This is a genomic window from Bacillus sp. VT 712, assembly GCF_001614195.1.
Classification (GTDB): domain Bacteria; phylum Bacillota; class Bacilli; order Bacillales; family Bacillaceae_H; genus Priestia; species Priestia flexa.
Genome location: NZ_LWBK01000008.1, coordinates 1 through 13,801, shown reverse-complemented (window position 1 = coordinate 13,801; position 13,801 = coordinate 1). Strand labels below are relative to the sequence as shown.

At 35.6% G+C, this 13,801-nt stretch carries 11 protein-coding genes and 1 rRNA gene; 7 read left to right on the top strand and 5 right to left on the bottom strand.

Features of this window, described 5'->3' with window-relative positions; genetic code table 11:
• Positions 1-13: 13 nt before the first annotated feature.
• The 5 genes from mnmE to rpmH form a co-directional block, all read right to left on the bottom strand.
• Entirely contained in the window at positions 14-1,402 is a 1,389-nt protein-coding gene (gene mnmE, locus A2U94_RS05245; protein WP_025907874.1) for a tRNA uridine-5-carboxymethylaminomethyl(34) synthesis GTPase MnmE, read from the bottom strand.
• 266 nt (positions 1,403-1,668) lie between these two features.
• Positions 1,669-2,316 carry an RNA-binding cell elongation regulator Jag/EloR gene (gene jag / locus A2U94_RS05240; RefSeq protein ID WP_025907873.1) on the bottom strand — a complete coding sequence of 216 codons (648 nt, stop codon included), beginning with the start codon at positions 2,314-2,316 and terminating at the stop codon, positions 1,669-1,671.
• Positions 2,313-3,083: a YidC family membrane integrase SpoIIIJ gene (gene spoIIIJ, locus A2U94_RS05235; RefSeq protein WP_025907872.1), complete on the bottom strand. Its 771-nt coding sequence runs from the start codon at positions 3,081-3,083 to the stop codon at positions 2,313-2,315. Before spoIIIJ ends, jag begins: the two co-directional genes overlap by 4 nt.
• An 87-nt stretch (positions 3,084-3,170) precedes the next feature.
• Entirely contained in the window at positions 3,171-3,551 is a 381-nt protein-coding gene (rnpA, locus tag A2U94_RS05230) for a ribonuclease P protein component (protein WP_025907871.1), read from the bottom strand.
• A 111-nt stretch (positions 3,552-3,662) separates the two neighbouring features.
• Positions 3,663-3,797, bottom strand: coding sequence for a 50S ribosomal protein L34 (gene rpmH / locus A2U94_RS05225; protein WP_025907870.1), 135 nt, complete (start codon positions 3,795-3,797; stop codon positions 3,663-3,665).
• A gap of 747 nt (positions 3,798-4,544) precedes the next feature.
• On the opposite strand from rpmH, the gene dnaA reads away from it, so the two are divergent.
• From dnaA to A2U94_RS05190, 7 genes are all read left to right on the top strand, one after another.
• Entirely contained in the window at positions 4,545-5,888 is a 1,344-nt protein-coding gene (gene dnaA, locus A2U94_RS05220) for a chromosomal replication initiator protein DnaA (protein WP_025907869.1), read from the top strand.
• Positions 5,889-6,080: 192 nt separating this feature from the next.
• Positions 6,081-7,217 carry a DNA polymerase III subunit beta gene (gene dnaN, locus A2U94_RS05215; protein WP_025907868.1) on the top strand — a complete coding sequence of 379 codons (1,137 nt, stop codon included), beginning with the start codon at positions 6,081-6,083 and terminating at the stop codon, positions 7,215-7,217.
• Between the two features lie 103 nt (positions 7,218-7,320).
• A complete protein-coding gene (gene yaaA / locus A2U94_RS05210; protein ID WP_025907867.1) occupies positions 7,321-7,536 on the top strand; it encodes a S4 domain-containing protein YaaA in 216 nt (71 codons plus the stop codon).
• A 15-nt stretch (positions 7,537-7,551) separates the two neighbouring features.
• Entirely contained in the window at positions 7,552-8,670 is a 1,119-nt protein-coding gene (gene recF / locus A2U94_RS05205) for a DNA replication/repair protein RecF (protein WP_025907866.1), read from the top strand.
• A gap of 222 nt (positions 8,671-8,892) precedes the next feature.
• The gene (gyrB, locus tag A2U94_RS05200) at positions 8,893-10,809 is read left to right on the top strand and encodes a DNA topoisomerase (ATP-hydrolyzing) subunit B (protein ID WP_025907865.1); all 1,917 of its coding nucleotides are present in this window, start codon (positions 8,893-8,895) and stop codon (positions 10,807-10,809) included.
• A gap of 114 nt (positions 10,810-10,923) precedes the next feature.
• The gene (gene gyrA / locus A2U94_RS05195) at positions 10,924-13,428 is read left to right on the top strand and encodes a DNA gyrase subunit A (RefSeq protein ID WP_025907864.1); all 2,505 of its coding nucleotides are present in this window, start codon (positions 10,924-10,926) and stop codon (positions 13,426-13,428) included.
• A 262-nt stretch (positions 13,429-13,690) separates the two neighbouring features.
• Positions 13,691-13,801, top strand: a 16S ribosomal RNA gene (locus tag A2U94_RS05190); the annotation flags it as partial.

The window sequence follows — 13,801 nt, the reverse complement described above, 5'->3', positions numbered from 1 at the left end:
TTTTAACAATTTTTTATTTTCCAAGACAAAATTGAGAAAATAACTGATCAATTAAACTTTCATGTACAGCATCACCAATAATTTCTCCAAGGAGCTCCCACGTTCTTGTTAAATCAATTTGAACAATATCAATTGGAATTCCGCTTTCAATACCTTCAATTGCTTCATTGATTGCGTTTTGAGCTTGTGCTAATAATGCAATATGTCTTGTGTTTGATAAATACGTTAAATCTTGTGATTCAATTGTTCCCATAAAGAACAAAGAAGAAATAGCTTCTTCTAGCTCTGAAATCCCTTGTTCTTGCAACAAGGAAGTTGTGACAACTGAACGACTTCCAGCAAGATTTTTTACTTCTTCCATATCTAACTTTTGTTCTAAGTCCGTCTTATTAACAATGACAATGTAGTCCATTCCTTTAACTGCTTCAAACAGCTTACGATCTTCAGCTGTTAATTCCTCATTGTAATTGAGAACAAGTAAGATTAAATCCGCTTCTTTTAAATATTGTCTTGAACGCTCTACTCCAATTCGCTCAACAATATCTTCTGTTTCACGAATTCCAGCTGTATCTACCAGTCGTAGAGGTACACCACGAACATTGACATATTCCTCAATTACATCGCGGGTAGTTCCAGGAATGTCCGTTACAATTGCCTTAGTGTCTTGAACTAAGCTATTCAATAGCGAAGATTTTCCAACGTTTGGACGACCTACAATCACTGTTGCTAAGCCTTCACGCAAAATTTTACCTTGCTGAGATGTTTGTAGAAGATTATCAATCTCATTTCGAACTCGAGTAGCTTTTTCAATTAATACATGATGTGTCATTTCTTCCACATCATCATATTCAGGATAATCAATATTTACTTCCACATGAGCAAGCGTTTCAAGGATTTCTTGACGTAAACGGCGGATTAAATTAGAAAGTCGACCTTCCATCTGTCCAATCGCTACATTCATCGCTTTATCTGTTTTAGCACGAATTAAATCCATAACAGCTTCCGCCTGTGATAAATCAATACGACCATTTAAAAAAGCACGTTTGGTAAACTCTCCTGGTTCTGCCAGGCGTGCACCATTTGCCAAAACAAGCTGTAACACACGATTAACTGAAACAATTCCACCATGGCAGTTAATCTCAATAATGTCTTCTCTCGTAAACGTTTTAGGGCCTTTCATAATAGAAAGCATCACCTCTTCAATCGTTTGTCCATTTTTAGGATCAACGATATGACCATAATGAATGGTATGAGAAGGTACTTCATTTAAGCTTTTATTTGAAACACTCTTAAAAATACGATCTGCAATACTTACGGCTTCTTCTCCACTTAATCTTACAATCGCAATTGCTCCTTCTCCCATTGGAGTAGAAATTGCAGCAATAGTATCAAAATCTAACATTTGAGTTTCACCTCATCCCTTTGGACTAGTTATACTATTATTAAAACGATTTTTTACTATCGTTCACATTTTTATAAAAACAAAAACATGCCTTATTAAAATTAAGGCAATCAACTAACTAGGATACCACAATTCAATCAATAAAAAAATGAATAGTAGTTATGCACAATCTCAAAATAAACAGTACGTATTATTTTAACTTATCCACATGTGAATAACAATTGCTATCTTTCGTTTTTGTTTTTTAAACATAAAAAAAGTACTAATCACTTGTGATTAGTACTTTTAAAGACTGAATGTGCAGGACGCATGAGTACACATCGCTTTGGTTCTTCTCCAACAGATAAAGTCTCTACTTTTTTATTCTTAGCAAGTGCTTGATGAATAACTTTTCGCTCATGTGCAGGCATAGTTTCCAACTGCACTGATCGATTTGTACGTAGTACTTGATGGGCCATTTTTTCTGCTAACTGAACCAGCGTTTCTTCTCTTCTCTCACGGTAATTCTCTGCATTCAAAGTAATTTTAAAATAATGTTTGCTATAACGGTTTGCTACCAGTTGTGTTAAAAGCTGGAGCGCGTTAATCGTTTGTCCACGCTTACCGATTAATAGACCAATTGAAGAGCTTGAAATATGAATTTCACATTGTCTTGAGGTTTTTTTCACTTCAATTGCTGTTTCAATTCCCATTTGCGCTGTCACATCGTTAATATATGCTACAGCTTCTTCAACAGGATCTATTATTTTCTTTACATGAACAACAAAAGGCTTCCCTTTAAAAATTCCTAAAAAACCTTTCTTACCTTGTTCAATAATGGTAATCTCTGCTTTTTCTTTTGAAATATTTAATTTTGAAAGAGCTTGATTGACCGCTTCCTCAACAGTTGGAGCTGTTACCGTTATATCTTTCATTTTTTAGCTCCTTGAGAGGCAGGAGAACTTGCTTTTAAGTCTGGTCCTTTGATGAAGTACGTCTGTACAATCATAAAGATATTTCCCACAACCCAGTATAATGATAGAGCTGCCGGAAAGTTAATTGCAAAGACTACAATCATGATTGGCATTAACCATAGAAGCATTGCCATTTGAGGATTCTGATTTGCATTTCCTGCCATCATCATTTTCTGCTGAATAAATGTTGTAATACCCGCAATGATTGGTAATGCAAAATACGGATCACGTGACCCTAAATCAAACCATAAAAAGCTGTTATTTGCAATCTCTTCCGTTCTAGTAATAGCATGGAAGATACCAATTAAAATAGGCATCTGAATTAAGATTGGAAAACAACCTGCTAAAGGGTTTACATTGTACTTTTGGAAAAGCTGCATCGTCTCTTGCTGTAACTTTTGCTGAGTTTTTGCATCTTTTGAGCTATACTTTTCCTTTAACTTTTGCATTTCAGGTTGCAAAACCTGCATTGCTTTTGTATTTTTCATTTGTTTAACCATTAAAGGTAAAATTAATAATCGAATTAGAATAGTAACAATAACGATGGAAAAACCGTAGCTACCAAGTAAATTCGCAAAGTATACAATTACCATAGAAAGCGGATAAACGACATACTCATTCCAAAAACCTTTGCTATCAGCAGTAATCGGCTGATTAATTTCCGTACATCCAGCCAAAACCGTCAAAAGAAAGGCAAGTGTAATTCCTAGTAAAACTTTCTTTCTCACCTTTGCTCCTCCTTTAATAAGTTCCAACTCCCAAAACTGAGAGTTTGTCAAACACCATTATATAAGGATATAGTAGAAAAACAACATTTATTGTGAGTTCTTTTCCTCAGTTCGTGAACTATTGAGCCTATGCTGATAAAGCTTTGCTCTTTTAAATACATGCTGTAAACTTTTTTTAACTTCTTCATATTCCATCTCTGCTGCTGGCTTTCTAGCTATCACAATATAGTCTTTATCTTGTTTGAGATATGGTGCAATTTCAAACATGACCTGACGAGCTAGTCGCTTCACTCGATTTCGAGTAACAGCGTTTCCAATTTTTTTACCGACGGAAAAACCCACACGGAAATGCTGAAGTTCTGGTTGATCTAGTACATATATAACAAATTGACGGTTCGCAAATGAATGTCCTTTTTGAAAAACCTTTTGAAACTCTTCATTTTTCTTGATCCGGTATTTTTTTTTCATTTTAACACTCCTACCCTTTTTCAGGCACGTTTCCACCATGAATTCCATAAAGGATTAGAGGCAAACTTGTCCATTAAGTGAAAAAAAGACCACTGACGTCTCAGTGGTCTATTATGCTGATAATACTTTTCTTCCTTTACGACGACGACGAGCTAAAACTTTACGTCCGTTTGCTGAGCTCATACGAGAGCGGAAACCGTGTACCTTACTACGCTTACGTCTGTTTGGTTGGTAAGTTCTTTTCATCTATAAACACCTCCTCGAGGAATAACTGAAAAAGACAGTCCTAACAATTATAATGAAAATAAGTAGAAATTGCAATGTTATTTATAAAATAATAAATGCTTTTTCTAAATCCTTCTCAACATTCTTCTTAAAATCTTCTCCATTGTAATATTGTTGCCGTCTACTTGTCCATAGAAAATCGATACTTTCCTTCTTCTTTTTTATAGACAGATCTCTATCTCTACTTAAACTACCGATCAACTCAATCTCTTCCTCATTTTTAACCCCTTAAACAAAACTACGACATTTTTCTAAGATTTTATTCATAAAAAGTCGTTTTTTGTACTGTGGATAAGTTTTTTCGACAAATTTAACAATCCACTTTGCTTATCTACAAGTGGTACACATCATCTTGTGTTGTGGAAAACTTTACTCCACAAGGTGTAGTGATTGTGGATAAGTTTCGAAAATCCGTTGCAACAACCGTTATTCTTTGATATTATATTTTTGTTTTCACTCTTAATTACTTTTCCACATATCATTGTTATCCACATATTGTGGAAAAGTTGTGGACATGTTTTCCACTCTTGTTATGAACTGTTATCCACAACATGTGGAATATGTCGAATAGTTGCTTTTCTTCTATAATATATATTTACCCACATAATAGCAATTGAATAAATATAAACTTTTTATGCATAAACGTTTTTGTCACTTGTACAAAACTTGTACAAGTCGTTATTTTAATGGAAAAGGAGGCTGACTTCTTTGGAAAATATTCATGATTTATGGAACGGAGCATTAGCTGAAATTGAAAAGAAGTTGAGTAAACCAAGTTTTGAAACATGGTTAAAATCAACAAAAGCTCACGCTCTACAAGGTGATACACTTATTATCACAGCGCCGAATGACTTTGCCAGAGATTGGCTAGAGTCTAGGTATTCTAACTTAATTGCTGAAACATTGTACGATTTGACCGGGGAAGAACTAGATGTAAAATTTATTATCCCTTTAAATCAATCTGAAGAAGAGTTTGATTTAACTCCTCCTAAAAAGAATGTAAGCAAAGAAGATGGACATGAATTCCCACAAAGTATGCTTAATTCCAAATACACGTTTGATACTTTTGTTATTGGTTCTGGTAACCGCTTTGCTCATGCTGCTTCCTTAGCAGTTGCAGAAGCACCAGCCAAAGCTTACAATCCACTTTTTATTTATGGGGGAGTAGGGCTTGGAAAAACCCACCTCATGCACGCAATAGGTCACTATGTGCTTGATCATAATCCAGATGCAAAAGTTGTATACCTATCTTCTGAGAAATTCACCAATGAATTTATTAACTCAATTCGTGACAACAAAGCGGTGGAGTTTCGTAATAAGTATAGAAATGTCGACGTTTTACTTATAGATGATATTCAATTTTTAGCTGGTAAAGAACAAACTCAAGAAGAATTTTTCCATACGTTTAATACGTTACATGAAGAAAGTAAACAAATTGTTATTTCAAGCGATAGACCACCAAAAGAGATACCAACTTTAGAAGATCGTCTTCGCTCTAGGTTTGAATGGGGTTTGATTACAGACATTACGCCACCAGATCTTGAAACGAGGATTGCTATTTTACGTAAAAAAGCAAAAGCTGATGGGTTAGTAATTCCTAATGAAGTAATGCTTTATATTGCTAATCAAATCGACTCAAACATCCGTGAATTAGAGGGTGCTTTAATCCGTGTAGTAGCATACTCCTCATTAATTAATAAGGATATCAATGCAGACTTGGCTGCTGAAGCTTTAAAAGATATTATTCCGAGTTCAAAGCCAAAAATTATTACCATTCAAGATATCCAACAAATAGTCGGACAGCAGTTTAATGTAAAGCTTGAAGACTTCAAAGCCAAGAAACGAACAAAATCTGTAGCATTTCCAAGACAGATTGCAATGTATCTATCTCGTGAGCTCACAGACTTCTCATTACCAAAGATTGGCGAAGAATTTGGGGGAAGAGACCACACCACGGTTATCCATGCTCATGAAAAGATTTCAAAGTTGGTTCAAACTGATTCACAGCTCCAAAAACATATTAAAGAAATCAGTGACTCTTTAAAGATCTAATTTTTTCTCTTGTTTTTTGTGTATAAGTGAGATAGGATTGTACACAGTCTGTCCACAGGTGGATAGGCTGTGTACTGGCGTTTTAAGGGGTTATCCACATTTCCACACGCCCTATTACTACTACTACTTTTTTTATAATAAATAAATAAGCTGTTTAAACCGACTTTTAAAATAAAAAGGAGGAAGGATTTCATGAAATTTAAAATTCAAAAAGACTACCTAGTTCAAAGTGTTCAAGATGTAATGAAGGCTGTTTCATCTCGGACAACGATCCCTATTTTGACAGGAATTAAAATTGTTACAACAGAAGAAGGAGTGACTCTTACTGGAAGCGATTCTGATATCTCCATTGAATCATTTATCCCAAAAGAAGAAGATGGAAAAGAAATTGTAGAAATAGAGAAGACAGGAAGTGTTGTTTTACCTGCTCGTTTCTTCAGTGAAATCGTAAAGAAATTGCCAAAAGAAGTTGTAGAGCTAGATGTTCAAAATTTGTTTTTAACAATTATTCGTTCTGGAAAAGCAGAGTTTAATTTAAATGGTTTAGATGCTGAAGAGTATCCACATCTACCACAAATCGAAGAAAATAACGTATTTAGAATTCCTACAGATTTACTTAAAAACATGATTCGACAAACTGTCTTTGCTGTGTCCACCTCAGAAACACGCCCTATCTTGACAGGTGTAAACTGGAAAGTGGAAGGCAAAGTACTAACGTGTATTGCAACAGATAGCCACCGTTTAGCCTTGCGTAAAGCAAATATTCAATCTGAACATGATGTTTCTTACAATGTTGTTATTCCAGGAAAAAGTTTAAATGAATTTAGTAAAATTCTAGATGATTCCAATGAACTGGTTGATATTGTTATGACTGAAAATCAAGTTTTATTTAAAACGAAACATCTTCTGTTCTTCTCACGTCTACTAGATGGGAATTACCCAGATACTTCTCGTCTTATCCCAGCTGACAGTAAGACAGACGTTGTTTTAAACGTTAAAGAGTTTCTTCAGTCTATTGATCGTGCTTCGCTTTTAGCGAGAGAAGGACGTAATAACGTAGTAAAACTATCAACTTTACCAGACGGGATTATTGAAATCTCATCAAATTCTCCAGAAATCGGTAAAGTTATTGAAGAAGTTCAAAGTGAATCAATTGTGGGAGAAGATTTAAAGATTTCGTTTAGTGCAAAGTATATGCTTGATGCATTAAAAGCCCTTGAAGGTACAGATATTAAAATTAACTTTACCGGAGCAATGCGTCCATTTGTTATTCGAACATTAGAGAATGACTCAATGCTACAGCTAATTCTGCCGGTTAGAACATATTGATGTTGAAAGCTACTAGGTTGTTTCTAGTAGCTTTCTTTTCTCAAGGACAATTATTTAGTAGAATAATAATAGATAAAATAATTAGGGAAGTGAGCGGAATATGATGACAACAGAAATTCAGATTTCAACGGAACATATTACATTAGGTCAGTTTTTAAAACTAGCTGATGTTATTCAGACTGGTGGAATGGTGAAATGGTTTTTAAGTGAGCATGAAGTTTATGTGAACGGTGAGTTAGAGGAACGCCGTGGTCGAAAGCTATATCCAGGCGATGAAGTAATAATCCCAGATATGGGTGAGTTTATCATTATATCTTAAGAGTTGGTGAATGGTTTGTACATTAAAGAACTTGCGTTAACAAACTATCGTAATTATGAAAAAACAACGGTTGCTTTTGAAAACAAAGTAAATGTCATTCTAGGAGAAAATGCGCAAGGGAAAACAAACATTATGGAATCAATCTTTGTTTTATCAATGGCAAAGTCACATCGTACCTCCAACGATAAAGAATTGATCAAATGGGAAAGTGAATTTGCAAAGATTTCTGGTGTTGTAGAAAAAGAGCGCGGTCCTGTGACGTTGGATTTAATCATTTCAACAAAAGGTAAAAAAGCAAAATATAATTACATTGAGCAACAAAAGTTAAGTCAATACATTGGTGCTATGAATACGGTTATGTTTGCTCCTGAGGATTTGAACCTGGTGAAGGGTAGTCCCCAAGTGCGGAGAAGGTTTATTGATATGGAGATTGGACAAGTTTCCCCTGTATACATGCATGACTTAAGCAAATATCAAAAAGTTTTACAGCACAGGAATCAATATTTAAAACAACTTCAAACACGAAAGCAATCTGACCTATCTTTGCTTGATATCTTAACTGCTCAGCTTACAGAAGTAGCAGCTTGTATTTTAAAAAAGCGATTTGAATTTTTGCAGCTTTTGCAAAAATGGGCAGAACCCATTCATTTTGGCATTAGCAGAGGGCTTGAAAATCTGCGTATCGAGTATAAAAATTCGATTGATGTATCAGAAGATGCAGATTTGTCGAAAATGATAGAAGCATATCATGAAAAATTTGATAAAATAAAGAGTAGAGAAATTGATAGAGGCGTTACCTTAATTGGTCCTCACCGAGATGACCTGCTATTTTACGTCAATGAAAAAGATGTTCAAACCTTTGGGTCCCAAGGGCAACAGCGTACAACGGCTTTGTCTTTAAAATTGGCGGAGATTGAGCTAATTAATCAAGAGATTGGCGAGTATCCCATTTTATTACTAGACGATGTTTTATCTGAGCTTGATGATTTCCGTCAGTCTCACTTGTTAAACACGATACAGGGAAAGGTTCAAACATTTGTGACAACCACCAGTATTGAAGGAATTCATCATGAAACTTTAGACAAAGCCGCTACGTTTGAGGTAGAGGCTGGGGTCATACAAAAAATTAAATAGTTTTTTCATACTGATAGCTTTTCAACGTTAATTTTAACAAAGTATGATATCATTATAGTTTTAAGTCTAATGTTTTAAAGCTTACCCTCAAAAATACGAAAGATGAGTTTTGCTTGTCTGAAGCTCCTAAGTGGTTTCCATTCAATTATTTAAGATACGTTAAAAAGAATACAATTATAAACAGTTCGCTGTTAATGAAAAGTGTAGGTGATACATTTGGCAATGGAACAAAAAGAAAAGCAATCATATGATGCTGACCAAATACAAGTGTTAGAAGGATTAGAAGCAGTACGAAAACGTCCGGGAATGTATATCGGCTCTACGAGTGCTAAGGGTTTACACCACCTCGTATGGGAAATTGTTGATAATAGTATCGATGAAGCGTTAGCTGGTTATTGTGATGAAATCAATGTCATAATTGAGAAAGATAATAGCATCACAGTTAAAGATAATGGGCGTGGAATTCCTGTTGGTATGCATGAAAAAATGGGACGACCTGCTGTTGAAGTTATCTTAACCGTTCTTCACGCTGGCGGTAAATTTGGCGGTGGCGGATATAAAGTTTCAGGTGGTCTACACGGTGTAGGAGCATCTGTTGTAAATGCGCTTTCCACTTACCTAGAAGTAAATGTACACCGAGACGGGAAAGTACATTATCAAAAATTTGAACGAGGTGTTCCCGTAGCAGATTTAGAAGTAACTGGTGAAACTGATAAAACTGGTACAGTTATCCACTTTCAGCCAGACGGTGAAATTTTTAACGAAACGTTAGAGTATGATTTTGATACATTGGCAAACCGATTACGTGAATTGGCTTTCTTAAATCGTGGAATTAAAATTACGATTGAAGATAAACGTGAAGAAAACAAAGTGCGTGAATACCATTATGAAGGTGGTATTAAATCATATGTTGAACATTTAAATCGTTCAAAAGAAGTTGTACATGAAGAGCCAATCTATATTGAGGGAAATCGCGACAGTATTTCAGTTGAGATTGCTATTCAATACAATGATAGCTATACAAGCAATCTGTATTCTTTTGCAAATAACATTCATACCTATGAAGGTGGTACACATGAAGCCGGCTTTAAAACAGCTTTAACACGTGCTATTAATGATTATGCACGTAAGAACAATGTGTTTAAAGATAGCGATACAAACCTTACAGGTGAAGATGTACGTGAGGGAATTACTGCAATCATTTCAATTAAACATCCAGACCCTCAATTTGAAGGTCAAACAAAAACAAAATTAGGGAATAGTGAAGCAAGAACTATTACTGATTCTGTATTTGCAGAGCACTTTGAAACTTACCTACTAGAAAATCCAGTGGTAGCTAAGAAAATTGTTGAAAAAGGTGTTATGGCAGCACGTGCTCGAATGGCAGCTAAAAAAGCAAGAGAATTAACAAGAAGAAAAAGCGCATTGGAGATCTCAAATCTACCTGGTAAATTAGCAGATTGCTCTTCAAAGGATCCTTCCATCAGTGAATTGTACATTGTAGAGGGTGATTCTGCAGGTGGTTCTGCTAAACAAGGGCGTAGTCGTCATTTCCAAGCTATCCTACCTTTGCGTGGTAAAATTATTAACGTTGAAAAGGCAAGACTAGATAAAATTTTATCTAATAACGAGATTCGTACAATTATCACGGCATTAGGTACAGGTATTGGAGAAGATTTTGATATTTCTAAGGCACGTTATCACAAACTTGTAATTATGACAGATGCCGATGTCGATGGAGCTCATATTCGTACGCTGTTATTAACATTCTTCTATCGCTACATGAGACAAATTATTGAGTCCGGTTATGTTTACATTGCACAGCCGCCATTATATAAGATCTCACAAGGGAAACGCGTAGAATATGCGTATAACGATAAACAGCTAGAAGAGCTCCTGCCAACGTTCTCAGAAGGATCTAAACCTAACCTACAGCGTTATAAAGGTCTAGGGGAGATGAATCCAGAGCAGCTGTGGGAAACAACAATGGATCCAGATACGCGTACGCTTCTACAAGTTAACTTACAGGATGCGATTGAAGCAGATGAAACATTTGAAATTTTAATGGGGGACAAGGTTGAACCACGCCGTAACTTCATTGAAGAAAATGCAAAATACGTTAAGAATTTAGATATCTAAACAAGATATTTTTTAGAATTAAAAAGAATGTTAAATGGCAGGGTAGAGGGATTTCTATCCTGCGTTTACATATGTGAACTACTATACTGAACTTCGTGAAGGAGGTTCTTATCGATGTCAGATAAACCAAACTCTCAAATTAAAGAAGTAAACATTAGCCAAGAAATGCGTTCTTCGTTTTTAGATTATGCAATGAGCGTTATTGTTTCACGTGCGCTTCCAGATGTACGTGACGGCTTAAAACCTGTTCATCGTCGTATTCTATATGCGATGAATGACTTAGGTATGACTTCGGATAAACCATTTAAAAAATCAGCTCGTATCGTAGGGGAAGTTATAGGTAAGTACCATCCTCATGGTGACTCAGCTGTCTATGAAACAATGGTGCGTATGGCTCAAGACTTCAGCTATCGCAATATGCTTGTAGATGGTCATGGTAACTTTGGTTCTATCGATGGTGATTCAGCAGCAGCGATGCGTTATACAGAAGCAAGAATGTCCAAAATCTCTATGGAGTTATTAAGAGATATCAACAAAGATACGATTGATTATCAAGATAACTATGATGGATCTGAGCGAGAGCCGGTTGTACTACCAGCTAGGTTTCCTAACTTACTTGTAAACGGCTCAGCGGGTATTGCGGTAGGTATGGCAACAAATATTCCACCCCATCAACTCGGAGAAGTTATTGATGGTGTACTAGCTGTTAGTAAAAATCAAGATATTACAATTCCAGAATTAATGGAAATCATACCGGGCCCAGACTTTCCAACCGCAGGTCAAATCTTAGGTATTAGTGGAATTCGTAGAGCGTATGAAACAGGAAAAGGCTCTATTATTATTCGTGCAAAAGTAGAAATTGAAGAACAATCAAATGGAAAACAAACGATTATCGTTAATGAGCTTCCATATCAAGTAAATAAAGCGAAGTTGATTGAAAAGATTGCAGAACTTGCTAGAGATAAAAAGATTGAAGGTATTACAGATTTACGCGATGAATCAGATCGCTCTGGTATGCGTATTGTAATCGAAGTTCGAAGAGATGCAAATGCCAATGTCTTACTAAATAACTTATATAAACAAACATCTTTACAAACAAGCTTTGGTATTAATATGCTTGCTTTAGTGGAAGGGCAGCCGAAGGTTTTAAACTTAAAACAGTGTCTACAGTATTACTTAGACCATCAAGTTGTTGTTATTCGCAGACGTACTGAATTTGAGTTAAGAAAAGCAGAAGCACGTGCTCATATTTTAGAAGGCTTAAAGATTGCTTTAGATAATCTCGATGCGGTTATTGCATTAATTAGAGCTTCTCAGACAACCGATATCGCTAGAGAAGGATTAATGACACAATTCTCACTAAGTGAAAAGCAGGCACAGGCTATTTTAGATATGCGTTTGCAAAAGCTTACTGGGTTAGAGCGTGAGAAAATTGAAGCTGAGTATCAATCTTTACTAGCTTTAATTGCTGAATTAAAAGCGATTCTAGCAGATAATGAAAAAGTTTTGGAAATTATTCGTGAGGAATTAATAGAAGTTAAAGATCGCTTTAATGATGGGCGTCGTACAGAAATTATAGCGGGTGGTTCTGAAGTTATTGAAGATGAAGATCTTATTCCGCGACAAGATATTGTTATTAGCTTAACACATAACGGATATATTAAACGATTACCTGTATCTACTTATAAGAGTCAGAAGCGTGGGGGGCGTGGTATTCAAGGAATGAATACCAATGAAGATGATTTTGTTGAACATCTTTTAACAACTTCTACACACGATACAATTTTATTCTTTACGAATAAAGGGAAAGTATACAAAACAAAAGGATATGAAATTCCTGAGTACGGAAGAACTGCTAAAGGGATCCCTATTATTAACTTATTAGAAGTAGATAAAGGTGAATGGGTCAATGCTATTATTCGAGTTGATGAGTTCGTTGATGACTGGTATTTATTCTTTACAACAAAACAAGGTATTTCAAAACGTACCCCATTATCTTCTTTTGAAAACATCCGTAATAGTGGCTTAATTGCATTAAGTTTACGAGAAGAGGATGAGTTAATCTCTGTAAAACTAACAGATGGTAAACGTGATATGGTTATTGGTACTAAAAATGGTATGTTGATTCGCTTTAATGAGAATGATGTCCGTTCAATGGGGAGAACAGCAACTGGTGTAAAAGGAATTACTCTTGATTCAGAAGATGAAGTAATTGGGATGGAGATTCTTGAAGAAGAATCAGATATCTTAATTATTACAAAGAATGGATATGGTAAGAGAACACCAGCTAATGAATACCGCATACAGACTCGAGGCGGTAAAGGTCTAAGGACATGTAATATTACAGATAAAAATGGTGATGTAGTCGCATTGAAGTGTGTAACATCTGGAGAGGAGATTATGGTAATTACAGTCAGCGGTGTATTAATTCGTCTGTCTGTCTCTGGAATTTCTCAAATGGGAAGGAACACTCAAGGCGTTAAAGTGATTCGTTTAGGAGATAGTGAGTTTGTTTCTACTGTAGCAAAAGTTCAAACATCTGAAGAAGATGAGGAGCTTGACGAAGAAGTCGACTCAGAACTAGACGTTACCAGTGAAGAATCACCTGAAAATGAGTAAATAGGCAAAAGGTTTTGACAGGAATGTCAAAACCTTTTTTTTATAGAAAAGCTTGTATTATCAAAAAGAATCTGGTAGTATATAAAAAGTCAGCAACGAGCTCTTAAATTAAAGTGTTAAAAAGTTGTTGACAACAAGCTCAAAACTTGTTATATTATAGAGGTCGCTTTTGAGCGACATAAAAAAAGAGTTCTTTGAAAACTGAACAAAGCGACAAACGTCAACGTTAATTTTTTAAACTTTTATGAGCAAGTCAAACATTTCTTCGGAGAGTTTGATCCTGGCTCAGGATGAACGCTGGCGGCGTGCCTAATACATGCAAGTCGAGCGAACTGATTAGAAGCTTGCTTCTATGACGTTAGCGGCGGACGGG

What these genes read in the sequence shown, in the direction of transcription:
- rpmH (WP_025907870.1), bottom strand. Translation starts at nt 3,797, where the DNA reads ATGAAAAGAACTTACCAACCAAACAGACGTAAGCGTAGTAAGGTACAC.
- mnmE (WP_025907874.1), bottom strand. Translation starts at nt 1,402, where the DNA reads ATGTTAGATTTTGATACTATTGCTGCAATTTCTACTCCAATGGGAGAA.
- gyrA (WP_025907864.1), top strand. Translation starts at nt 10,924, where the DNA reads ATGTCAGATAAACCAAACTCTCAAATTAAAGAAGTAAACATTAGCCAA.
- gyrB (WP_025907865.1), top strand. Translation starts at nt 8,893, where the DNA reads ATGGAACAAAAAGAAAAGCAATCATATGATGCTGACCAAATACAAGTG.
- rnpA (WP_025907871.1), bottom strand. Translation starts at nt 3,551, where the DNA reads ATGAAAAAAAAATACCGGATCAAGAAAAATGAAGAGTTTCAAAAGGTT.
- dnaN (WP_025907868.1), top strand. Translation starts at nt 6,081, where the DNA reads ATGAAATTTAAAATTCAAAAAGACTACCTAGTTCAAAGTGTTCAAGAT.
- yaaA (WP_025907867.1), top strand. Translation starts at nt 7,321, where the DNA reads ATGACAACAGAAATTCAGATTTCAACGGAACATATTACATTAGGTCAG.
- jag (WP_025907873.1), bottom strand. Translation starts at nt 2,316, where the DNA reads ATGAAAGATATAACGGTAACAGCTCCAACTGTTGAGGAAGCGGTCAAT.